Source organism: Granulicella mallensis MP5ACTX8, from assembly GCF_000178955.2.
GTDB classification, from domain to species: Bacteria; Acidobacteriota; Terriglobia; order Terriglobales; family Acidobacteriaceae; genus Granulicella; species Granulicella mallensis.
On the sequence record NC_016631.1, the window covers coordinates 3,880,092 to 3,905,034 of the forward strand.

A 24,943-nucleotide genomic window follows, 5' to 3' on the forward strand; every position below is an offset into this window, starting at 1 on the left:
GGCATGTCCCAGGATGAATCGACAGAGCTTCACGTGACACACGGAATGGCGCAACTGGAGCCGGGCCTTCGTCTCCATTACGTCACGGCAGGAGAGGGAGACCGCACCGTAGTTCTTCTGCACGGCTTTCCGCAGACCTGGTGGGAGTGGCGTCGTGTGATTCCGCTCCTTGTACAGGCAGGCCATCGCGTCGTTGCGCCCGACTATCGAGGTGCCGGGCACTCTTCGCGACCCGCAGCAGGATACGACAAGCGCACGATGGCAGGAGACATTCATCGCCTGTTGAGAGAGCATCTCCAGATTCAACATCCGGTGGCGATGGTAGGTCACGATATTGGGCTGATGGTCGCTTATGCGTATGCGGAGATGTTCCGCGAGGAGGTCTCTCATCTTGTTGTGATGGATGCTCCGCTGCCGGGGACCGAGGTTTTTGACAGGCTTCGTGTTGACCCTCGCGTCTGGCACTTTGCCTTCCACGGTACGCGAGACGTTCCCGAGATGCTCGTCGCGGGCCGGGAGCGTCAGTATCTGCAGCTCTTCTATAACGCACGCATCTTCGACCCCTCTGCCATTAACGAAGAAGATCTGGACATCTACGCGTCAGCGTATAGCGCTGCGGGAGCGATGCGTGCAGGCTTTGAGCTCTACCGTGCCTTCGACCAGGACGCGCAGGAGAATCGGTCAGCGCTTGAACGAAACGGAAAACTAAAAATCCCGATACTCGCTATCTTCGGGGCAATCAGTAATACCGGCTCGGGCGTTGTAGAGATGATGCATGAAGTCGGCGAGGATGTCACAGGTCTTGAAATCCCACGCGCTGCCCATTGGATCGCGGAAGAGAACCCCGAAAAACTTGGAGCAGCCCTACGGCAATTTCTGGATCGATAAGTACCACGTCACGCGCCCCGATTAGCCTGCTTCCGATTTGGATGAGAACCTACCGCACCAAGGCAATATTAACGGGAATAAAAGAATCCAGGTATCGGTGTGGGAACTTTTACCAGATTTAGCGCGTTATCTTTCCATGAAATCCCGACTGGCCCTTGCGATATCTCTGAGTCTTTTCCTCATTCCAGGATCGCTCCTTGCCGCTCCTGTCGTTACCGAAGATGCCATTCGAACGACGCTGACTGCCCACGCGGTACCACTCCACGGGGCTGGAGAAGCTCGCTTGCTTGCTGAAGCACGCAGCCACGATTTCTTTCTGCTGGGAGAACTTCATGGCGAACACGAGATCCCAGAACTCATGAAAGATTTGTGGCCTCAGCTATGGGCGGCTGGATACCGTCATGTTGCAGGGGAGTTGAGTCCCTGGGCTGTGGAGCACTTGGATCAAGCCAAAGGGCTGTGGACACAAGACCAGGCCTCGCTGGTCGATCAGTTCGCGGGCCCCAAACAGCATGTTGTTTGGGGATGTGACATAGACGAAGGCCAACCTGAACGTCTCATTGCGGATATGGCCAAGCTCAATCCCGAGGATGCCACACTAAAACAAATGGTGGCCCTCACCGCTCATCGTTATAACCGGAAGCAAGCGCCTCAACTACTAAGCCTGTCAGAGACAGATCATCCCGCCAGGGACATAACGATTGGCGGCATCTCGCTTTGGAACAATCTTCGTCAGACATTGCGCGTTGAAGCGCTTCGCTCAAATCCCGACACCAAGCTTGGGGCCTCCGAAGCCAGGGAGTTAGTGATGAAGGAACTTTTCCTTAGCCATGATCGGCAGGAACCCGAGAGTAAAGTCTTCCTGCGATTCGGACGTAACCATCTTCATCGCGGCTATGATGCACGGGGTGTTTCCACGCTAGGCAACTTTGTAGCGGAGTTGGCAATTACTGAAAATAAATCCGTTTTCAATGTGGGTACCTTTGCAGCAGGGGGCAAAGAACATCTCGCTGGCGAAACTTTCAATGCGGATGAGAGGCAAGATGAACTTTCATTCGCTCTTCTTGCTCAGCTTGCCGGCCCAGATGCGACTTTATTCGACCTCCGTATGCTTCGTCCCATGCTCCACTCCATAGCGCAGGAAAAACGCACACCTCTGGAGACCAACTTGATCTACTGGGCAGATAGCTATGATTTTCTTATCTGCTATCCCGTCGTTTCACCACTGATGAAGGATTTACCGCGGTGAGTTGCAGGAAGTGAAATGGAGAGACGTTAGCTCCCTTGCGAAGTGCCATCAAAACTTATGAATCCATGGCTTCGCATACAAGAAAGCTCTGCCTGCCGGGGCGGTATTCATCTTCATCCCCTTTCCTGTTCTGAATGGGAATGACCTGTGTCTTGTGCGGCCACTGGAGTGCAGGGAGTACCTGTTCGGCTGATCCGTGCAGCTCAATCAACAGATCCCACCGCCTCGTCAATTCCAGAGTCGTCGGAGTGAAGAGAGTCTCTTCAAATCCCTCACAGTCGCACACCACAAGCGCCCTTTGCGAAGAAAACTCCTTCATGTCGCTGGGTGTGAACAGGTTTCCAGCCTTCACCAGGTGGACAACGTTGTTAAGCTTGGCCATAGAGATCGTGAAGGCTTTCTCTTTCGGCTCCGGGTCGTAGGCATACACCGGAATGTTGAGCATCCTGGCTAGCCCGCAAGCGTAGTAGCCCTCCGCACTCCCGATGTCGATCACGCAGTCATACCCCTTCGCCCCGGCTTGGAAAAGAAAGGGGTGGAGTTCCTTCTCGTAGCTACCGACAAGTTTGGGGACACACCATCGGATAAGAGCAGAATCTGGAGGATAGGTCATCCCCGCAAATGGACCGTCTAGAACCTTAAGCCCCTTGCAGGCAATGTGTTTTTTTACTTGATGGAGTAGGCCTGACTGGTGGAGGAACGATACCTGCCATTGCCGTGATCGGATGGCTCTGATGCGTTCAAAAACCCATCTGGGGAGAACCTGCTCTGCTAGTGCCCTCATCGGTCTGCTCAATGATGTGCCTCTCTAGGTGTAGCAGCTTGAAGCAGAAACACCTTGCTCAATTACTGGCCCATAGAAAGCGATTGAACCTAAGTGCAGACGGTTATACACCATCTCGCTTAAGCATGCCCACTGCTGGGAAGTTTACGCCATTGAGATGTCACGAGTCCTGTTTCAATTCGACTGCAGCAGGTAGACGGTCAAAAAAACAGGGCAGGCTCAGAGCGCACAGAGCCTGCCCTAAAGAGGTTCGTGCCACAGCCTACCTTCAATGTCCTGTCTGCCCCGTGGTGCTGGTGGTCAGGCAGTAGGTCTGGTCGCTTAAGGTCAACGGGCTATGGCTCAAGCTGGCTGTCTTGAGGCCAATGACCACGCCGCCTACATCGCCTCCGGTCTCGGTAGCGGAACAAGCGGTGGCTCTGTTGCTGCCGTACGCTGTGCTGCCACTGCCATTGGAGGCCGTGAGGGTTTGGCCTGGAGGAGTGAAGTGAGAACGGACCACTAGCATGTTGGCCAGGGGAACGAAGTCGAGATGGACGGCAACGGAATAGTCTTGCGCTGAGGCGGCCAGAGCAGCGACAGTGATGTTTTGAGTTGTGCCGACGTTCACCAGGCGAAGCATCGACCAGATGGGGTACTGTCCATCGGCTGTCGTGGCAAGACTGACGTTTGCCAGTTCGGCCGGGGTGGTGGGAATCGTGCCGCTCGCACCCAGCGGATCGACACCGTCCACGCTATAGTACTTGGCGGTGGTGGCTACTGCAGAGAAACCGGTAAAATTCGCGGCACTCCAGAAACCATACCCCAGAGAGTTGGAGGTGTTCCCTACCACTGAGCTGAGTTCCTGGCTGATGTCGGTTCCGGTGATGAGGCTGGGGTTGGTAATGATGTTGGCACCGACGGTTCGCAGACGCCCGCCACCACTGACGGTAAAGTCCAGGGGGTTGTGAAGGACAGTTGAGAGGGTGGTTGAAGGAACAGGCCAGGGTGAAGTGACGGTGCAATTTCTCTGACTACTTGGCTGATTAAGGCCTACATCCTGAGAAGTTGCGAAGCTGCCACCGAGGGTCCCAATCCGGTTGGGAACATTGAACTCCATGACGTTGTAGTTTCCCGACAACGGTTCGGGGATGTAAACCGTTACCGCCGAGCCCGTCGCATTGGGCGAACCCGAGGCCTGATCGGTGAAGGAGTAGGTTCCATCCAGGAAGTGCGCGAGCGCCTGGCTGGTGATGTTCGAGAAGGCGCGGAGTCCGGTGCCGGTAGAGTCATTGACGGCAACGATGATAGGTGTGGCGCCGACCGGGGTGACAAAAAAACTGGTCGGGAGAGCGAAGTTGATCACGTTGACGAAGTTGGTCGAACCTGAGATGGCAGTGTGGATGGCGCTGCCATTCTGGTAACCGAGTCCCAGAATCTGTGAACCGGTCGCCACGACAGAGCCGCAGTTTGTAAGCGCACGTGTGATCGCGAACTTGGCATCTTCCGGACGGATGTCGGTGCCCGCGTAGTTGACCAGTTGAGTGGACAAATTGAGCGCGGTCAGAACACTTGAGGGAAGCGCACACTCTCCCGTACCTCCACAGTTTGCGGTAGTGATGGCCCCACTAACGATGGTTCCAGCGGGTAGAATCAGGCCCGCGGGTGCGACAGACGCGAGAGGATAGGCGATGGAGCACTTCGAACCGCCTGAAAGGTTCGAGTTGTACAGGCAGCGATTGCCGGCTACAGAGTCCGTCGACAGATAGGCGTAAATCATTGCATTCGCTGCCGGCGACGTGCAGCTTGCTCCCGGTCCAGATCCCGTCGTCCACGCTACCCAGGCACTGCCGGCATCTTTGAGAGGAGTGGAGGGATTGCCGCTTACGCTGAAATCGTTAGCGGCAACAATGTTCGTGTTCTCGCTCCACACACACGGAGCATGAATCGTTCCACTGCTGCTATTCGCGCCCAATCCGAGTTGAAGGAACAAGCCGGAAGAGCCCAGACCATCCAGTAGAACGGTTTGGGCTTTGACTGACGCCGAACCTGCGACAACTACCAGAACCAAGCAAACGGCGAATGCAGATTTCAGAAATCTGTTCATCGCAATTCTCCTTCGATGCTGCTGTGGTGTGCCGCAGTCCTGTTTCCATTCGACTGCGGCAGGTAGAGGGCCCAGGGCTGGGTGGAGTCCAGCTCAACGAGGAAGACAGCGTATTTGCCGCGCTATTGTCTGGCAAATACCGGAAACGGATGCGCAACGCTGGTTGAATGGCCCGGATACGATGCGAAGACACAAACCTTGGCCTAGCAATAAAAGCCATTGTTCGAAGTTCCCTGCGCGTCGCAGGCCGATAGTGAAATGGAATTACATCTGTCTTGACCACGCGGATACGAAAGTCGTTTACATCCGCGATGTACAGTTAACCGGATGCATCTATCGCAGCACCCTGGGGCCCACGAAACTGTGTGACTGGTAGCCTGGACAACTGTCTCCGAAGCTATCGGTGTCTTGAGGACAGCAAACGTTAGTTAACAGGTGAGAGCCTTCCGCCCCGGCCACAATACTGACCATGCAAAGGATGATTTGAGGCACTACGAAAATGACCGTAGACCCTGTGATTTCCCAACCTTTTGCGCGGTCAATTTAAGGTGAATCTAGTTGTTACGGGACTGGGACTGCGAGGAAGGACTAATTTACACATTCCCAAACGGAACACCCCTCGCATAGGCTGAGCACAGCCTATGCGAGGGGTCGGGCAAAATAGCCTTTCTGATTCATCCAACGAATGCTCACACCCAATTGAGTTCAAGAGCTGTACTGTAGCCCTGTTTCAATTCGACGACAGCAGGTAGATGGCCCAGGGCTGGGTGGAGGTAGGGTCCTGCCCGATGAGGAAGATGGCATATTGACTACCCAGTTGTCCGGCGATGGCCACGGCCTGGAAGGGATACGCGGCGCCGGTTGAATTGCCCGGATACAATTTGCCGACGCAAACCTTGGCCTGGCGATATAAGCCGTTATTCGAAGTGTCCTGCGGGCCGAGGTCGATGACGAAGTCGTTGTTGCCGTACGGATAGTTGGGGTTACTGCTATTGTCGGGGCCGGGGTCCGGGAGGCCTGTCTTCGGGTTCACGGGGAAATCTCCGCCGTAGATCAGGATAGAGCTGGAGGCATCAGCGTCCACGGACGGACAACCGGTAGACACGGTAGGCGCACTGGGAAAGCCGAACGAGGCGAGATTCGAGGACCTTGGCACAGCGGGACTGCTTGCCCCGAGAGAATAGATGAAGCCAAGATACTGCTTGCCGACGACTGTGCTGGTGTCCAGCGCGCTGGACGGCTTAGGCAGACCGACGGCGCCCGTGCCCGCGCCCAGAACATTCTCGTAATCAAGGGGGGGAAGAGATCCCGTCATCGTTGCACCGAACCCATTATTTTCCACCAGAAGGCCGCTGGGGCCGATGCCTATCTGCGCCTGCGCAGGCAGCACCGTCCCATTTTGACCAGGATCAGTAACAACCAACGTCCCTGGAACATTCGTGATATTGCCAAAGAATGTAGGCCCGCAAGAAGCTCCGGTTACCAATGAGTTACTGGACTGGGCCGGGGGCTGGGGGGGCGCTCCTGTTTTGCCTGCAGGAGGCAGGATGTACTGACTGATGTTCTTGAAGGTGACGTCGCTGCCACTGGAGGAGATTTCCACGCTGCCGTAAGCGGTATCGGTGGTCGAGTTCCACGCCTGGGTCGGGATGGTAAGGAACTGATAGGTCTGCGTGGAGGAACTCGGGCACTGCGTGGCGGCGACGAGAGGCTGGACCGGCTGCCCGACCATCTGCACCAGCCCTCCGGCCTGGCCGGCGAGTTCCACCGCGAAGCTGCCGGGTTCAGGCGAACCTGGAGGCAAAGGTGTGCCGCTATTGATCGTAATGTCCAGGCTTCGCAAGCCGCGTTGTCCAATCGTGAGATTGCCGGCACTGAGAACCTGAGGGCCGGGCTCAGTAACAGACTGATAGGTCGCCTGCGAGAACGTCCCCTTCACAGGGTCATCGTAGAGGGTATAAGTCAGAGTAGACGGCGCAAGATTCAATCCATCAACAAACGGCGCGAAGTAGGTTTGCACGCCCGGTGGGGGGGCGGCGGCCTGCGTGGCCGGAATCGGGCTTGAGCTGCATCCGGCAAGCCAGCCGAGAAACAGGACTGCCCCCAGCGGGGCGGCCACCCTCGTGAATTGTCCGGATTGAGATTCGAAATGCTGCATAACGATTTCCTCTTTGCTAGAAGCTGCCCTTCAGGCCGAACTGCAGGATGCGCGGGTCGTGCGCGTCCACCGGATGCAGGAAGGAGTTTCCGGCAAGGCAGCCGGAGGCGCCCGCGGAGTAGAGTTCGGTCTGGCTGCCGTAACAGTTGATGACGTTGTTGCCGGTATTGCCCGGATGACTGGGGTCGGTAATGCGGAACTGGGTGTGATTGAAGACGTTGAAGGCTTCGGCGCGGAACTCGATGTCCAGGCGCTTCGTCGGTTTGAAGTGTTTGAACAGCGAGACGTTGAAGTTGATGCGCGAAGGATTGTTCAGGGAGTTGCGTCCGGCATCGCCGAAGGTAAGGCCGCGTGGCGCGGCGAAGGCGCCCGGGTTCAGCAGCAGCGGCCCCACGTTATTGGAGTTCTGCGGGACAAACGGCTTGCCTACGCGTGCTTTGCCGATCACATCTGGATAGGACCCGATCCCCAGCCCGTCGCCTACGCCGGCATTGTCCGCCGCGCCGGTGCCGTCTCCGCCGCCCCCGTTGATGACGCTGAAGGGCGTCCCTGTGGAGTAGGTGGTGATGCCGCTGATCTGCCAGTCTCCCAGCACCGTCTTCATCACGGGTGAGAAGTCCGGCGCGTTGGGAGCGGCGGCGACAGCCGTAGCCTCATCGTCCGAATCGTCGCCATTGCCTACCAGATGGGTGAAGCCGTGGAGCAGGCGCAGCAGCGGAAGATCGTAGATGTAGCTGACGTTCAGCAGTTGCCGCTGGTCGAAGTCAGAGGTGGCGTGGTTGGAGTGGATGTCGAGCGAGTTGGCGAAGTTGGCCGAGGCGCGGTCGGAGGAGTCGTCGAGTGAGTGGCTGTAGGTATAGGCGATACCGACAGTCAGCGGCCCGGTCGTCTGGCGAAGCGTGGCCTGGAAGGCGTCGTACTCCGAGTCGGCACTATTCTGCACCGCGATGATGTTGCTGAAGCCAAGATAGGGTCGCAGGGCATCGGCGCTTACGCCAAGCTTTGTAAAGCCGCTTGTAGCCCCTTTTGCGAATCCCGGATTACCGGTGCAGGCGATGAAGATATTCGCGTAGCCCGGATCGTTCGGGCCGATGGCAGCAGAACTCGGAATGGTGGTGCCGCCACCATTGGAAGCAGTATTCGCCCCTGCTACGGAAAAGGCGCCATTCTGGGCCCCAGTGCCGCAGACGCTGGAGGTGACGGGCTGCCCCGGCCCAAAGGGATTCAATCCTTTACTGAGCGGCTGCAACTGATTGAGATCGCTCACCGCTGTCAGGTGCGTGCCCTTGGTGCCGACGTAGGCGATCTGCCCGATCATCCCCTTGTGCACTTCGCGTTGAATACTCAGGCTCCATTGCTGGGTATAGGAGTACACGGCCTTGGTGGGGATCGAAGTTACGTTCAGGGGGAAGGTAGAACCCGTCCCTGTGCTGTTTCCGCACTGTGTCGTGCCAGGCTGGCAGTAGCCTCCAATCAGGTTGTAGGCGTCGGAAGGGCTGGTTTGGCTCTGAATATTCGACTGGGTTTCGCTCAGGACCAGGGGTGCACTGCCGATCAGCGAGCCGACATTGGCCTCATAACCGGTTCCGTGCTCCCAGAAGAGGCCATAACCGCCGTGGATGGCGGTCTTACCATCGCCCCAGGGATCCCAGGAAAAGCCTACGCGCGGTGAGGGATGGAACAGTTTATTGGACATGCAGCTATCAGGCACAGGGCTGGCGCCGCACCGCACCAGTCCGTTCACAATCGTGGGATCGAGCGAGCCGAGAGTGTAGGAGTCGGTTTGCTTCAGAGGAATTGCTTTGCCGCTGGTCTTGGACACCAGGTTTCCCAGGTTCGGGTCGATGTAGATGGACGAGCCGAGGGATTGGCTGAAGGCTTCGGGCCGCCAGTTATAGGCCGTACCGTTGGGGTTGTACCAGGCGCCGAAGAGGCTGGCCCGGAAGCCGGCGTTGATCGTCAGGTGAGGGAGTATCCGCCAGTCGTCCTGCAGATAGAGGTCGACTGTCTTGTAGCGGCTGTGATACTCCCCCTGTCCGCTGTCCTGCGTGTAGCTCTTGATACCGCTCTGGAAGGCGATTCCTGATCCTGTGTTCGCGTTAGGATTCGGCAAGAAGCCTGAGCCGGTCAGAAAGTCAGAGAAGGCGTTGCCCGAGGTGTGGGTCGATTGCTGATTGCTGAAGGTAAGCAATCCCTGCAGGTCGCCGGAGTTGGCGCCGGTAACAGCGCTCAGCTCGTTCTGCTGCACATACGAGCCCCAGAATCCCCACTGCAAGGTATGCTTTCCGACGATCATGCTGGCGTCATCGCGAAGGGTAAAGGTGGGATTGTCCTGGGCCCACGGCGCGTAACCCGTATCCACGGCAAAGCCATGTCCCCCGTACGCCCCGTTGGTTCCCTGGAAGACCAGTCCCGGCAGCTTGCCCCCACCGTACCCATTGTTGAAGATGTACCCCATGGGGCACTCGGTCACGGACGCAGGATTAAAGGCTGCATTTGGCGCTGAAAAGACAGAGCACATCGTGCCCTTGACCGGCATTCCTCCCTGCGAGGCTGGATCGGTCAAAGAATCCGGCCTGCTGAGCGACGAGACACCGACTCCCGGCTGCGGAGCGAGGGAGATGTGTTCGACCTCGTAGCCTGCCGATATAAGGTTGATGATTCCATGCGGCAAGGTCTGCGCCAGCAGAACAACCATGTCCAGTCCAGGACCGTTGAACCGGTTTTCGACCGTAGGAAAGCTGTTCTGGACGATGCCCCATTGCGGCGCAAGCGTCACCGTATCCCAGCTATCGTGCACGTAGCGAAACGACAGGCGCTCGCGCTCCGTCAGGTTGTGGTCGATGCGAAACAGCTCCTCCCGCCAGTGGGTCGGCGGCGAAACGGCGGCGACGAAGCAGTGAAACAGCGGCGAGGCGTTGGTCGAATTGCAGCCACTGGCCGAGTTAGGCTCGGGAATCAGCCCGGAGTTGAGAATCGCCGAACTCGTGTAATCCACCGGTACCTGCAGGCCGGCGTTGTAGGTTGCGCCCGCGAGACTGTTGAAGGAGGTGAAGTTGGCTATTCCTGCCTGCGGACAATCGGGAAATTGTGACGGGCTGAACGTTCCGGACCCTCCTGGAACCGGGGTCGGACATACGTCGAAGAAGTTCCCCGCCCGCTCGGCCACAGTGGGCACGGCCTGGTTGTAATCGACCGGGGTCTTTTCGCGGCGAATCTCTTCGGAGAAGAAGAAGAAGGTTCTCGTCTTGCCGGTGTTGTAAACGCCAGGGATATAGATGGGTCCACCGATGGTGCCGCCGAAGTCGAGCCGACGATAGAGCGGCGTGCGATAGACGGACTTGCCCTGGAAGCCTTGAGGCTCTGCATTCGGTTGATCGAAGTAGTTTCTGGCATTGAACATCTCATTGCGCAGGAAACCGTAGGCGACGCCGTGAAAGTTCTCCGTACCCGATTTCGTTGTCACCAGAACGCTTCCCGAGGCGCTCTTGCCGTAGAGCGCGCTGTAGTCGGCGGTAAGGATCTTCATGTCCTGAATGGAGTCGACGCTGGGATAGACCACCAGCGGCTCACCTTGTCCGCGGCTGGTGTTGATGCTGGTGTTGAGCACATCGCTACCGTCCACCTCGAAGGTGTTGTATTCCACGCGGCCGCCATTGACGCTGAACTTCGCGCTTCCGGATACGCCAACCTTGGCTTCGTCCTGGCCCGTCTGGTTACTGACGCCGGGAGAGAGTGCACTGAGAGACAGGAAGTTGCGGCCGTTCAGTCCGTAGCCGGTGACCTCGCTGCTGTTCAAGGTCGTAGACATGGACGCCGTGCCTGTATCGACCGTGGTGGGTGCACCGGCGCTGACACTTACATCCTGACTCACTTCATTGACTGCGATCTGAGTATTGAAGACGATCGCCTGCCCTGCGGCAAGAGTAAGAATCTGGCTCGATCTCCGGCTGAATCCCTGCGCCTCCACGATGAGCTGATAGCGGCCGGGAGGGAGCCCGAGAACGGTGTACGCACCCGTGCTGTCTGTTTTGGCCTCACGCTTCACCAGCGTCTCCTGATTGACGATCTGGATTGTTGCCGCGGGAATCGCGGCTCCGTCGGGATCGGTAACCTGACCCGAAAAACGCCCGGTAGCAATCTGTCCGGCAAGGCGCAGGGCGCTGAACACCGGGATCAGCGCCACTGCGAGCAGTAGCCATCGAAATGATCGAAACATCTTCTGAAAGGCTCCTAGTCCTTGTTTTCGCTTCGCAGTTCCCATCTCCGTCTTCATTTATTTAGGAAGGTAGTAACGAATCGATGTGAACCACATGTTGTCAATGGCCTTTGGAGAGTTGGTCAAGCCGGCTGCGGGATTGCCGATTCCCTGCCACGTCCGGCGCTCGGCATAGGAGTACTGAATTCCCTGCTGCAGCGTTCCGCGCGTACCCCGGTAGAAGCGGAACCAGTAGCCAAAGGTTCCTTCCTGGATGTTGCGGTTATCCGCGTTGCAGTTGGAGGGCCCGGAAGCCACATTGCCACCGCCGTTTGGCGAGGCCACGGGCAGCACCTCCACATAGCAGCCGGCGACATTGTTGGTGGGCGCGCCGTAGCCGCCCAGGATCGGCTGACCCAGCGTGGGTCCGGCAGTCGTGACGGTATATCCGGTGTTGTACCAGGCACGCTTGGCGTACTCGCCACCGTAATACCCGTACAGATCGAGGCGCGGCGTTGCATGCCATTCGACCGAACCCAGCGCCGAACCGCCCGTCAGCAGTTCAAGCGAGCCGTCGGGATGCGCCGTGGCGTCCGGCAACTGCGCGCTGCTGTAGCGTCCCAGGCCGTTTCCGGCGAGGATATGCCCGTCAATCTCCAGCTTCTTGGCAAACAGCCACACACGCGCATTTGCGCCTACACCGCCGCCATCGGCCTTCGTTGTATAAGCACCCAGCGCGGAGGTTGTAACCGGCTGGGCCGCACCGGCGGGAGCAGGGCCATTCGGGAAGACGCGGTCACGGAAGAAGCGGCTGATGCCGAAGAGTTCGAAGTGGCCCCAGTTGGTTTCGTAGGCTGCCTTGGCAATCAGGTCCGGAGCTTCGTTGAAGCTGTAGTTCGCCGTGGAGTTATAAAGGCCGCCGCCATTTCCTGTCTGCTGATACGCAATCGTAGGAAGATTGTGACCGCCGATGTTGAGCGTCTGCGACTCTTCGACGGCTCCGCCGATCCAGAACTTGTTCGATATCCTCTTCACGACACGAAAGCCGTACTGCCGCTCCCAGGTGAATCCAACGTTGTACTGAGAGTCGATCGTCAGGGGTATGGCTTCGGAGTTGTTCTCCAGACCGTGACGGTATTCGGTGGCGAGCGACCACATCTGACCGCCCGTCAGAATCCATCCGTTGTTCAGCTCGGCCTGTGCCCATGCCTGGCGCAAACGCAACGGGTAGCTGTTGCTCTGGTTGTCGTTCGAAGTCGTTCCTGCGGAGAGAAAATCCGCTTCGAAGTATCCGCGCAGTGTCGCGGCCGGGATCTTGCCTTCCGCCAACAGCGAAATGCGTGACTGCCTGCCGCTCGCGTTGAACTCCGACAGCTCTCCTGCCGTTGTACCGGCGAACGGGATTCCGGTGAACTGGGTGTTCACATCGCCGCCGATCCCACGTTGCCGATCGACGGTTTCAGCGGCCAGGAAGCCGCCCGGCTTAAGGCCGATTCCCATGAAGCGAATCGTGTCGGGATTCTCGAGCTTCTTCGTCTCTTCCTGGCTCGCCTGGACCTGCGTTGAAAGCGAACTCGATGTCGTCTTCAGGGTTGCCACATCGCCCTGCAGCGTCGTAACCGTGGAGCCATCCGTGCCGATAATGGCCTGCGTGGCCTCGAGCTTCTGCTTGGCGTCGGCTGCGTCCTTGCGGGCCTGCTCCAACTCGGCATCACGCGCTGCCATGCGCTGCTGGAGAGCCTCGTACTTCTGCTCCAGGTCGTTCAACTTGCTGTTCACCTGATCGAGTTTTTGGAACTTCTCGTTCAACTGCTCCAGCAGAATCTCTTCCTGCGTCGGAGCCTTCGCCTTCGTCTTCGCGACCTTTGTCCTGACTGGTTTGGCTGGCGGCTGATCCGTACCGCTCTGTGCCTGCGCCACGACGCATGTTGCTAGAACCACTCCGGCCACCATCTGTCTAAATCTGTTCATTTTCTTCTCCCTTGGTCCTGTCTTGTCCTGTGCGGAAATATCTTTGTTCAATTGATCGTGATCGTGGCGACGACGGCCTTTGTCGGGTCGGCAATCGAGGTGGCAGTTACCTTGACAATGTCGCCTTCCGGCGCCGTTGCGGGAGCGGTGTAGACCGTATCCACAGCGCTTGTGGTCTTGGCCGGATTGAATGAGCCGCAGTCGCTCGATCCGCAGATCACAGTCCAATTCACCCCGGCATCTGTCACGTCGTTATTCAGCACCACTCTGAGCTGAGTGGTAGTGCCTGCCCTCAGTGTGGCTGGCGGCGCCGGCGCGAATCCAACCGAGATAGGAAGGCCGCCGATGGTCAGCGTGGTGCTCGAGAACTTGCTGTGGTCGCTGGTCGAAATCGCATAGAGGGTGACGGTCCCCAGCTTCGGCGTGGCGGGAGGCGCGGTATAGCGCGCCACATAGCCGGCGCCACTGGTCACGTAACTGGGCAGAGGGCCGCTCATCGTGTGCGCTGGAGTAAACGTGCCGCACGATTGGTCCTGTGTCTGTCCCGGCGGCAACGGCGCACCCGGAGGCAGCGCGCTTCCGCAGTAAGCGCTCCAGTCCGCGCCCAACAACTGCGGATCGTTCGTCAGTGTCACGTCCACATACGTGCCCTGGCTGGTCGTGAGCGACACCGGAGCGGTCTTCAGGGGAGTTCCGTTCGCGTCGGTGAAGGTAATCGGCTTGACTATGATGTCGGATACGGAACTGCCGGAGGAGCAGCCCGAGACCGCTGCCAGACTGGCTAACAGCAGGGCAAGCACTGCTGGCCGAAAGCTTTGTGAAATACAAATTCTCTTGAGCGTGCGCACAGGGATCTTCATCACTTCCTCTTGTTCAGATATTCGGTAGGAACGGGCCGGCGACAATCCAATGGCGTCTCTCATGGTTTCGCCGCCAGCTTGTTGTTTTTCATACCCAACGCGATGGGCGTCACCACCGGCGTGGCAACGCCGATGTGTTCAATGACGATGTTGTTGGCGAGCAGCACCCACACATTGCCCGCCCCATCCACAGCAGCACGCAACGATCCGGCATTGGGGACAGGGATAGAAACGCCGGCGCTAGCGTAATTTCCCATCGCATCGCGGAGAAATACTCCCCCACCCGGCCCGGCAATCCATAGACCTCCCGCGCCGTCGAATGCAAGGCCCTGCGGGTTGGCGCCAATCGGGAAGGAGCCCGGGGTAGCCGGATATCCCACTCCCGAGTAACACGTCGGTATCAGGGTTGTGCCTAACCCGCCGTAGGGTGGGACCTCGCAGACAACCGCGCTACCGTTGTTTTCCGCGTTACCGCTGGCAGATACGCCCCAAATATCGCCCTTACCATCCGAAGCCAGTTGCGGAAGAATCGTTATTCCCTCCCCGGTCGGTGCGAGGCCGCTATTGACAATTAACTCTCCACCCGGATTCGTAAGCTCGGAAAAAATGCTGGGAGCGGTGCTGATCGAATTTCCGATCCACACGTTGTTGGAACTGTCGATACCCACGGCAGTGATGCCTGAGTTTCCGCTGTTGGTGAACCCGGATGCAGGTGACAGCTCCACCCCAAGGTTGTTGAACTCGTTCACTCCCCCGCCGTTGGCGATCCACAGATTGTCCTGGGCGTCGAAGGCCATATCGCTGCCCCCGCCGGCCACACCTGCAAAGGGGCTTCCGAGTACAGGAGTGCCCAGGTTCGTCAGTTCGCTCAGGACGCTGTTGCCGGAGACCCATACATTACCGTTGGCATCGATCGCAAGGAGACCGCCGCCAGCGGGAAAGCCGGTGGAGGGTGAGAGTGCCGCGCCAACGGCGTTCCATTCAATGACGTCGCCGCCTGCGGTGTCTGTAATCCAAAGATTCCCGCTGGCATCGACCGCGAAGGAGCCAACCGTACCCGTGGTGGTAAGGCCACCGCCGCTGGTGTAGTTCAGCGAGATTGACCAGTCACCCGGCAACGCCGTGAGGATCGGCTGAAAAGGAGACACGGAGGTCCCCAGTGTGAAGAGGTTGAGGGAATCCAGGATGTAGGCCTCGGTGTTGGCGCCAGGGTGCTGCGCGATGTTGAACGCAGCCTGCAGCGTGTCGGATGGCGCAATGGTCCCGTTGAATTTTCCTGCTGGGAGTGTATCCGTCGCGGTGAACAACACGCCGCAAGGACTCCCGTCACCTTCCACGCCCCCCGAGGTTCCCGTACAGGCATTCAAGGCATTGGCGAGCGTATTGATCTCCACATAGGGAACCGCGGCGTTCGCAGCAGGGATTACGAATCTTGCCTGCCCAGTGGTGATATCGACCAGATTGTTCACTGCGGCGAACGCATTCGCCAGCCCGGAGAGATTCCCGCTGCTCGTGCCCAGGTAGAGATCACTACTGTTGCCTGTGAGTTCGTCGTTTGCCGCAAAGGGAGCTGTTGCCCATGCCGAAGCAACGGTCGTGACCTCGTTGACGACAACCGCGCTGGAGCCAAGCCCGTTGCAGCTTCCCAGCGCCGTCATCATGGAGAGATTCGGATTCGCGGCGTTGGCTCCGACTTTACCGCCGGTCGCCACCAGATACATCTGGCTGATGGGAGAGGGGCAGGTATAACCGGCAGACACCGTAAACTTGCCGTTCTTGTCTGTCGTAGCTGCCGCAATCTGCGCAGAGGCCGAAGCATATCCGCTCGTCCCAGCCGCATACAGGAAGACGGAAGCGCCCACAACCGGCTGCGTTCCCGCCTGAACCGAGCCGTTCAGCGCTGGACCGGTCGGGCTTGTGGTGATAGCGATGGTTCCCGAGTTCGCCGTGGTCCCGTCTGCATGAGCCAGAGCCTCCACCACAACCACGCCTGACGCGGGCGGATCGGATGGTGCCGTATAAGGAATCGGCAGGCCATTGGGCCACGCCGGGACGCTGGGCGCCGTCACCGCCGGGACTGCGGGCACGTAGGGTGTCGTCGCAGTAGCCGGAATCGCCGGGATCGCGGGCTTCACCGTGAAGAAGCCGCAGCCGCTCGCGCATACCTGCCAGTCCACGCCTGCGTTCGTCGCATCGTTGGCCACTGCGGCAGTCAGGTTCACGGTCGCATCCGTCTGAACCTGCGCAGGCAGTGAAGGGACAAAGCCGACCGAAAGAACCATCGACGAATTGATCGCGATGGAACTTGAACTAAGGCTCACGCTCGGATCTGCGACCGATGTTGCGACGATCGTCACCGAGGCGATAGGCGGCGTGTCCTTCGGCGCAGGAAGCGTGACCGGCGGCGCGGGTGGCGCGGTGTAGACGGCCGTCGCCCCGCTCGCCGTCTGCACAGGGGAGATCCAGCCGCAACCGCCGGGAACCGTGTTACCGCACTGTACGGACCACGTGACGCCTCCCGGTGAAACATCGTTCGCAACCGTGGCGCTGACAGGAGCCTGTGCCGCAGCTGTCAGCGGCATCGTCGGTATCTGCGTGAAGGCGAGAGTTGGTGGCGCAGCAACCACTGTGGTGATCGCAATAGCGGGATTCGACGGGGTGGATGCCGGCGAAGACGCGGTGATCGTCACCAGGCCGCCCGTGGGAACCGAGGCAGGGGCGGTGTAGATGATCTTCCCTGCACTTGCCGTGTGTGCGGGAGACAGATTAAAGCTGCCACATCCGCCCGTACCGCCGCAGCTCGCCGTCCAGTTCACACCCAGGTTCTTCGGATCGGAAGCTACCGTAGCCGCGAGCGTCGCTTGAGCTCCCGTAGTCAGCGCGGACGGAGGCGCGGAGGGCATCGTGACGACAATCGGCGCAGTGGTAAGGATTGTTGCGGTGGCCGATGCCGATACCGCCGGATTCGTCGTGGATGCCGCCGTAATGGTGACGGTGCCACCGGAAGGAATGGAGGAAGGACTCACATAGCTTACAGAGACACCACTCGCTGTGTGCGTCTTCACCGACCCACCCAACGATCCGCAACTCGACGCACCGCAACTGAGCGACCAGTCGACACCAGCGTCAGCCGGGTCGTTGGCAACGATCGCTGTCAATGAGGTCGAGTGAGTTGAACCGGTGGTTGTCAAATACACGTTCGACTGCAACACGCTCACCGTGACCGGAACGGGCGGAGGAGGCGCAGTGATCTGCACTTTGGCGCTTGCCGATTTGCTCGTGTCGGTCAGCGAGGTAGCCGTGATCGTCACGATGCCGCCCGTCGGCACGACGGAGGGGGCCGTATACGTTGTGGATTCTAGCGATGATGTTGGATTGAACGAGCCGCAGGCACTCGATCCGCACGTGGCCGTCCAGGTGACGCCCGCACCCAACGGATCGTTGGTCACCGCGGCGTTGAAGACGTGGGTCGCCTTGATCTCCAGAGAAGCCGGCACCGCACCAGTGAACGCAACGCCGATTGGCGTTGCCACGATGGTGAGGCTTACGCTGCTGCTTTGCGATGGGTTGCTGGTCACTGTCGCCGTGACGGTAATGGCACCATTGATCGGCGCTACCGACGGAGCCGTGTAGACCGTAGCCACACCGTCCGCCGTATGGATGGGAGCCAGTGTGCCGCACGCGCCATTACTAATGCTGCCCGTAACGGGATTGCCCTCGCAAGTCACGATCCAATCGACGCCTGCGCTGCTTTTGTCTCCAACCGGCATCATGCTGAAATTCACAGCGGAGCCCACCGCAAGAATGCTGGTCTTCACGGCTGTTCCGCTGGCCGTGCTCATCGCAATAGGCGCAGCGGCAGCCTCAGAAGAAGAGACACCGCCACTGCTGCAACCGGTAATCGCTGCTGCCAGGGCCGTTATGCACAGTACGCTGAGAAGACGGGCCATCGCATGCCCATCCTGCCGCCTTCGGCATCGCCGGGCAGGTATAAAACGTGAAAGCGGACTGGAAATGATAATGGACTGCATGACCGGGTTCTCCTACCTGTCTGTATTCCGGCGGGAGTCTTTTGCAGACTCCCCATAGGCTTGATCCGCAGCGCCGGCGATGCGATCCAGCGTTGAGGACATGTCCGCGAAGATCGCTTCCGCGCTTCGCTCAGCCGGAGCATCGGTCTGCGTCAGCTCCTTCACAAACACCAGATTCCTGGACGCCTCATCGCTAAGCGAGGCCGAGCCCCGCGCAAGAATGCGTCCATTGAAAGAGGAGCCCCCCTCCATCAGCGCCAACAGCCCGCGCTCCTGGCGCAGAGCGGTTTCCAGGCGTGCGTGATGGCTGTAGAGCAACTCCACGATCGTGGCCGAAGTGATGACCGGCATCTGCTCTGTAGCCACAAAGCGCGTCTTCAAATCGACGATCGCGCTGCTCTCGTGGCTAATCGTGAGAGCTTCAGTGAAGGCCTGTTGCGCCATCGCATTGATGTCGTCAACCTTCCGCCCGCGCGACCGAAGATAGGTTTCCAGTGCCGACGAGCGGTCGGGCAAAGATGTCGCTTGTACACTGACGGATTCACTTCCAGTGAGCGGAGCTTCCCGCATCTGCGCCGCACTCTGGAGGACGAGCTTCAATCGCGGCACTAATCCAAGTTGAGATTCCAGCTGCCGCTTGCGCTCTTCTGTCTCGAGCAGGCCATCTACCTCGATGGCCTGCGGAAGCCGATGGATCTCGATCTGCTCGCCAGTATCTGCTGCAAGCTGATTCAGGATGAGCCTGACCGTAAGCTCGGTTTCATCCAGCTGTTCAGGAGTCGGCGCCAGCGGACGACGCGGCAAGGGGAGAAGAAGGGGCTGTAGTTGTGACCCGATCATTTTGGGGTCGTCCACTCCTCCCACCGGCTCAAAGACGCTCGGATCGACGGAGCTCCACGGCAGGATCGCGAAATCGACTTCGGCAATCTCCACCGTCTCGCTGTCACGGAAATCGACTCGCCGCGCGACCGGATGAAAATCGGTATCCCGCACGGTCAGCGATTCTTCCGACACCTCGCCATCCGGCACGGTCGTGGTCAGCGTTAGCAGATGAACACCGCTACGATCAATGCGATCGGTGCGCACATGCTGATGATCGTGCCACGTCTGATACGCGGAGGCGGAGATAGGCTGGTTCCAGTCCACTCCCGCAGCGCCAAGTGTCGAACGGAGTTGTTCTTCGGCAACGGACAAGGCTGCAGGCTTGGGCCGATGCCTTCCCTGCACATCCCAATAGATCGATCGATTCACGATCTGCTTCGCCGTCTTGATTTGAACCGTCTGGTGCGCCACTCCGGGGTTCGCCGCAGTGTTGGGCGTGTCCCAACTCTCTGCACGAACAAGCAGCGCATTTGCGCTGATACTGGGAGCGTGTTCCCGCAATAAGAATGAAAAGGCCAGAACTCCCGTAACCAGCCCAAAAATCACTCCGATGGATACCAACGGAAGAGCCGACGAGAAGCCGTGTCTCCAAGCGCTAGAAGCTGGAACAGTCCACTTTTGTTGCGATGTCTCCCGCCGCACCTGAAACTCCAGCCACGTGGCAAAGGCTGTGCGAGGCCCTTCCTCAAGAATCGTGTCCACGCCCTCCAGGCTCTCGCGATAAAGCTGGATCATATATTCCGCGCGCGGCCCTTCTAGGCTCCGTTGATGCATCCGGCATCCCCTGCACGTGGCCAGGTGCCGCCGCGCCGTCCACCTCTCAAAGAGTGAAAGTTCGCCGCAAAACAAAGCCGCCAATCGCTCGTCGGAGAGATGGGTATCGGAGTTGGGAAGAAGATGCCGCAGCAGCTTATCGATCACCCTGCCCACCATTCCGCAAGCCATAGACTGCTGCCAGACGCACAGCCACCTGCTTCACCACGAAGGCAGCTCGTTGTTCGCTGAATCCAAGGGCGAGACCGATGTCTTTGTACGGGAAGCCTTGCGCCCGCATTTGAAAGCATTGCCGATGCTGCGGCTTCAGGCTTGAAAGTACCGTCCTCATGAGCTTGACTTGCTCCTTATTCGAATAGCTCTCCTCCGGGCTCAACGCGGGGTCGGCTAGATTCTCCATGACAAAACTGCGGGCCTCTTCGTTCACGACTGTCCCGTGCTCCTTCTTCAACACGTTGATGGCGAGATTGTGAGCCACCCGGACGATCCATCCCTGGACGTTCTCGATCTTGCTCTCCTTGAGAAGCTCTATGGTCAGGCGCATAAAGGTCTCCTGGATGATTTCGTCAGCGTGATCGCGTCCCAACTGCATGCTGTGCATGTAACGGTAGAGCCTGGGCCGGTACTCGTCGTACAGTGCCAGGATGAACTCTTCCCTTGAATCTCCTTTGAGAGTCTGCACGGGATCCTGCCGTTCCTTGTCTCCAGTTGGCGCTCGGTCTTCAAGCAGTGTCGGCGCAAGATAGGTTGCGTCCTCCGTGGGTAGTTCCGGCTCCGTGAAGCTTGAGCCGCTGTTCCGCCGAATATGAATCTCCGTTCTTTGACAGATCTGCATTCTCGCTGCTCCTATACCCTGCCCGCAGGGCGCAACTCGTCCTTGACGCTTCGCATCTCCCAGCGAAGACGGATGTCGTCTTTCCTCTGTATCCAGAGCGTGAGCCTTGAATACAGAGGGCGGTGAAAGCAGAGTCGAGATTTGCATATCCATGCGAAACAGTTGCGATGCCCACGTTATTTCTCCGAGTATTTTTCACTCCTGCCTGCACTCGTCATGGACGCACTCCTAACAAGCCGTTCGCCAGTGCAGTTGAAGCAGGCGTGATCACCGGCGCTCCAATGCCGATATACTCCACCAACGAGTTGCCTCGGACGTTGGAGCCGAAGGAGTCGGCATTCAGCACCCAGAGGTTACCGGAGCCGTCAATGGCCGCGCTGATCCCAGGAACCGGAGAACTTGTAAAGTTGGGATCTGTAATCAGTGTCGGCGTCTCAGTACTGCTGGTGCCCGTGTAACCGTTCGTTTGTGGTGAAATCAGTGTTCCACCGGTTGTGAACTCATCGATATTCGCGGTGAAGTTGCCCAACCCTGGGAGGCTGGAGGGATTGTTCAGCACCGAAAAAAGATGGCCTTGTCCATCGAGCACTAATTGCGAGCCGCAGGCTCTTTGGGTCTTGATCGGGTAGGAATTTGCCACGGCACCCGCGTTGAACACATCCAGATTCAAACCGGTCGGGTCGCATCCGTAGATGTTGCTGGAGCCGTCCACGGCCAGGGTTGTCGATATACGCCCAGAACTCGACGAAAACGCATCGTAGGTGAGGCTTCCATCCGATGTGCTGAGCTGAAGCACATCCGCACCGCCAGAAGGGTTACCGCCGGCTGCCCATATCCCCCCGCCAGAGTCGAAAACCAGATAACCCGGACTATAGCCGGTAATCGCTCCTCCAGTGACGCCAGGGCTTCCGTCGCCCCTAACCTCGGCCACATTGTGGCCGCTTGGCTGGACAAACCACGCGTCACCACTGCCGTCGATGGCCAGGTTTTCGGCAATCCCTGTAAAAACAGGGTTCTGCGCAGAAAGACTGGGGCTGGTGTTGATTTCGATCACATTGTTATAGGAATCGTTCACCCATAGGTTCCCCGACTGATCGATGGCGAGCGAAGTGATCTCAGGGCCTCTGTTCTGGATTGCATTCGGCTCCGGGTTGTACCCGCCATAGGTCGGGGTTCCCGAACTTAAGGTAGTCGCGGGCGTCTGAGACAGAGGTGCACCCAGGGCGTTGAACCCCGCGATCATCAGGGCTGATGTTTGGAAGGTGTTTGTGCTAAAAATGCCTGCCCCGACCCAGATGTTTCCGGCGGCATCGATACCCATAGCCCCATTGAGGCTCCCCCCGTTGCTGCCGTCCGCGAATGTGACGCCAGGCGCAACTCCCAGTCCCGCTCCGGTGAAGGTGAGAGCCAGCGTCAGGTCTGTGGGCACGTCAGGACCGGTCACGGCAAGGGGGCTGCTGCCGGGGTCCGGACTCGTGAGGCTGTAAGGCTGTGTCGTCATGGACGCAACCAAGCCCAGCAGCGTGGGGACATCGTTGCCGGGATTCTGCGCGATGTCGAGTGCTGCCTGCAGCGTGTCACCCGGTTGCGTGCCGCCACTGGGCTTTGCCGCTGTAAACAGGCCGCTGCCGCAGCTTGTTGAGCCACTGCTCTCCACGCAGGAGGCCAGCATGTCCGCCAGCGCGTTGATGCGCGTGGTCGGCACCGTGCTGTTGTTCAGAATATTCGGATCGCCTGCCAGATCCAGCTTATACGCCGGAGTATTGGTAAGTGCCGTTCCTGTTCCCAGATCTACAAGATTGGACACCGCCTTGAAGGCATTGACCAGCCCGGTATAGTTGCAGGTTTCCGGCCCTGTGCTTTGCCAACCGCTTGCGGCGTTACAACTCAAGTCTGATGCCAGTGCCGGCGCGCCCACTGCAATGCCGCCGCCCGTATTCACAGTAGCGAATGAGGACAACGCATAGGCCGAGGCCACTGTCGTCACTTCATTCACCTTGACGAACGAGGGAAGGGTGCCGCAGGTGCCCAGCCCCTCCATCAACACGATGCTGGAATTAGCTCCATTTCCACTGTCCCCCCCGGTAGCAACCAGGTACATCTGGTCTCCGGGGGCGCCCGCCGCGGGGCAGGCGTATTGGAGCGTGAAGGTCCCCTTGGAATCCGTGAGGATGGTGGCAGGTATCGTCGCAAGAGCGCTGGAGCCCTTGCCGTAGCCGGTGGTACCTGCGGCATACATCTGCACCGTCGCACCTGTGATCGGCGACATACCGCTGACGACTGAACCGTTGAGCGTGATGGCTCCGAAGATGAATTGATCGACAGTAGAAGTTGCGCTGGTTCCTCCCGGCGTGACAACCGTGACATCCACGGTGCCCGTCCCCGCAGGTGAAACAGCCGTAATGCTGGTATCAGAGATCACATTAAGACTGGTGGCAGGCGTGGCGCCAAAGTTGACCGCAGTCGCACCCGTGAAGTTGGTTCCTGTGATGGTCACAGACGTACCGCCCGCCGACGGACCGGCGGCCGGGCTGATGCCCGTTACCGTCGGAGCATTCACGGAATAGGTGAATTGATCGGCAGCAGCAGTCGCGCTCGTGCCGTTCGGCGTGACCACCTTTACATCCACGGTGCCCGTTCCCGCAGGAGAGACTGCCGTAATGCTGGTAGGGGAGATCACTATAAAGCTGGTGGCAGGCGTGGCGCCAAAGGTGACGGCAGTCGCACCCGTGAAGTTGGTTCCTGTAATGGTCACAGAGGTGCCTGCCGCTCCTGAGGAAGGACTCAGGGCCGTGACCGTGGGGGCGACGTTATTGATAGTGAAGGTTGTCGCAGCAGAGACGCCCGAAGCCTGGGCTACGGTCACATTAGCCGTACCCGCGCTGGCGATGAGAGAGGCTGGAACCGCAGCCGTAAGCTTCGTCGCGCTGCCATAGGTCGTCGCCAGCGCCGTGCCGCTCCACTGCACTGTAGAGCCGGAGACGAAGTTCGTTCCGTTCACCGTCAGCGTAAACGCAGCACCGCCCGCGCTCGCGGAGGTCGGCGAGAGGCTGCTGATGACGGGCGCGGGCAGCTGAGGCTGAATCGTATAGGTGGCGCTATTGATGGCGCTAGGCGTATAGCCCGTGACAATGGCAACCGCGCTCAGCGTGGTGTTCTGCGAGATCGTAAGCGGGACAGTATAGAGTTTAGCGCTCGAGGCCTGTGTGCCGCCGGTGGTGATCGGCGAACTTCCGTCGGTGGTGTAATAAATATTTGCGCCGGACAAAGAATCGAGGATCGTGATCTGTTGAGGACCGGTATAAGTGCCGCCCGCTGGGCTGATGCTCGGCGTCGGAGCCGTATTGAGATTGATTGTGTAACCCGCCGAGGCAACAGCGCTCGGCGACATGCCCGGCGCAACGGCGATGGCCTGGAGGAACTCGCTCTTAAAGACCGTGGTGGGCTGACTGCACTGCGGCGAAGAAGCCGTGGGTGTCGTTCCGTCCGTAGTGCAATAGAGCACCGCGCCCTGGGTCGCGTCCGAGATGGTAACGGGCTGTGACGCTGTATACGTGCCGCCGCCAGGACTGAAGGCAGGAGTCGCAGTTAGAGTGCCTGAGCCAGAAGAGGAACTGCTGCCGCCGCAGCCCACCATCGCCAGCATCTCCACCAGAACCAAGCCGACGATCAGAAACTTCCCGGCAAACTTATGCGACTTACCCATTCCACCCTGCATGCGACACACCTTTTCCTTCAGTCTTCCGAAACAAACACAGAAGCCTGGTCATTCTGAATTTTTCAACGATGGCGAAGAAGGCCCGAGTAAAGCTCCGCTTAAGTGACAATTGGGGAGGCAATTCTCAACGGCTGCTCTCGATTATTTTCGGGTTTCTTATTTGCTATGCCAGGAAGGGCTAGAAGAGGGGAAGAGCGTGAGATATCAGTCTCTTTTATTCCAAAGGAACGCAGCAAAGCCAGGCTCCCGTAGGACTCGCGGGGAAGCTCGCTTCGAGCTACTAGACTTTATTTAGACTCTTTCGAAAACGATAGTTACACATGCCCCCATCACCTCAGGTTAACGATATGTAAAAAAGCTCGTGCGCACGCACGAGCAGAGACAACGAAGAGATCCCAGAGCTCCATCCCATACTCGACCCGTATCTCTGCCTGCCTTTGAGGTCTCAAGCTAATGCGCTATGAGGCAGCCAGCCCCATGATGTGGAAGAGAGCAAAAACTGTCGATCG

Annotated in this window: 12 protein-coding genes; 2 read left to right on the forward strand and 10 right to left on the reverse strand. The window is 58.7% G+C overall.

The annotated features are described in order from the left end of the window. The first annotated feature begins 3 nt into the window (after positions 1-3). Both ACIX8_RS15500 and ACIX8_RS15510 read left to right on the forward strand, forming a co-directional pair. On the forward strand, positions 4-888 hold the full coding sequence (locus ACIX8_RS15500; RefSeq protein ID WP_014266308.1) for an alpha/beta fold hydrolase: 885 nt from the start codon (positions 4-6) through the stop codon (positions 886-888). A 37-nt stretch (positions 889-925) separates the two neighbouring features. Next, a complete protein-coding gene (locus ACIX8_RS15510) occupies positions 926-2,137 on the forward strand; it encodes a hypothetical protein (RefSeq protein WP_150110622.1) in 1,212 nt (403 codons plus the stop codon). A 55-nt stretch (positions 2,138-2,192) separates the two neighbouring features. Here the strand turns inward: ACIX8_RS15510 and ACIX8_RS15515 are convergent, their stop codons facing one another. From ACIX8_RS15515 to ACIX8_RS24665, 10 genes are all read right to left on the reverse strand, one after another. Further along, positions 2,193-2,921, reverse strand: a complete 729-nt coding sequence (locus ACIX8_RS15515; protein ID WP_014266310.1) for a class I SAM-dependent methyltransferase — start codon at positions 2,919-2,921, stop codon at positions 2,193-2,195. Positions 2,922-3,189: 268 nt separating this feature from the next. Further along, positions 3,190-5,007 carry a hypothetical protein gene (locus ACIX8_RS15520; RefSeq protein ID WP_014266311.1) on the reverse strand — a complete coding sequence of 606 codons (1,818 nt, stop codon included), beginning with the start codon at positions 5,005-5,007 and terminating at the stop codon, positions 3,190-3,192. Positions 5,008-5,737: 730 nt separating this feature from the next. Then, on the reverse strand, positions 5,738-7,165 hold the full coding sequence (locus tag ACIX8_RS15525; protein ID WP_014266312.1) for a hypothetical protein: 1,428 nt from the start codon (positions 7,163-7,165) through the stop codon (positions 5,738-5,740). A gap of 16 nt (positions 7,166-7,181) precedes the next feature. Further along, positions 7,182-11,384 carry a TonB-dependent receptor gene (locus ACIX8_RS15530; protein WP_223295351.1) on the reverse strand — a complete coding sequence of 1,401 codons (4,203 nt, stop codon included), beginning with the start codon at positions 11,382-11,384 and terminating at the stop codon, positions 7,182-7,184. Positions 11,385-11,441: 57 nt separating this feature from the next. Beyond that, a complete protein-coding gene (locus ACIX8_RS15535) occupies positions 11,442-13,334 on the reverse strand; it encodes a hypothetical protein (protein ID WP_014266314.1) in 1,893 nt (630 codons plus the stop codon). A gap of 47 nt (positions 13,335-13,381) precedes the next feature. Beyond that, positions 13,382-14,194 carry a hypothetical protein gene (locus ACIX8_RS15540; protein ID WP_014266315.1) on the reverse strand — a complete coding sequence of 271 codons (813 nt, stop codon included), beginning with the start codon at positions 14,192-14,194 and terminating at the stop codon, positions 13,382-13,384. 59 nt (positions 14,195-14,253) lie between these two features. After that, on the reverse strand, positions 14,254-18,144 hold the full coding sequence (locus ACIX8_RS15545) for a hypothetical protein (protein WP_150110624.1): 3,891 nt from the start codon (positions 18,142-18,144) through the stop codon (positions 14,254-14,256). A 93-nt stretch (positions 18,145-18,237) separates the two neighbouring features. Then, positions 18,238-19,842, reverse strand: a complete 1,605-nt coding sequence (locus ACIX8_RS15550; RefSeq protein WP_044176864.1) for a hypothetical protein — start codon at positions 19,840-19,842, stop codon at positions 18,238-18,240. 175 nt (positions 19,843-20,017) lie between these two features. After that, on the reverse strand, positions 20,018-20,716 hold the full coding sequence (locus ACIX8_RS15555) for an RNA polymerase sigma factor (RefSeq protein WP_014266318.1): 699 nt from the start codon (positions 20,714-20,716) through the stop codon (positions 20,018-20,020). A gap of 214 nt (positions 20,717-20,930) precedes the next feature. Then, positions 20,931-24,434 carry a beta strand repeat-containing protein gene (locus ACIX8_RS24665; protein WP_014266319.1) on the reverse strand — a complete coding sequence of 1,168 codons (3,504 nt, stop codon included), beginning with the start codon at positions 24,432-24,434 and terminating at the stop codon, positions 20,931-20,933. Positions 24,435-24,943 lie beyond the last annotated feature (509 nt).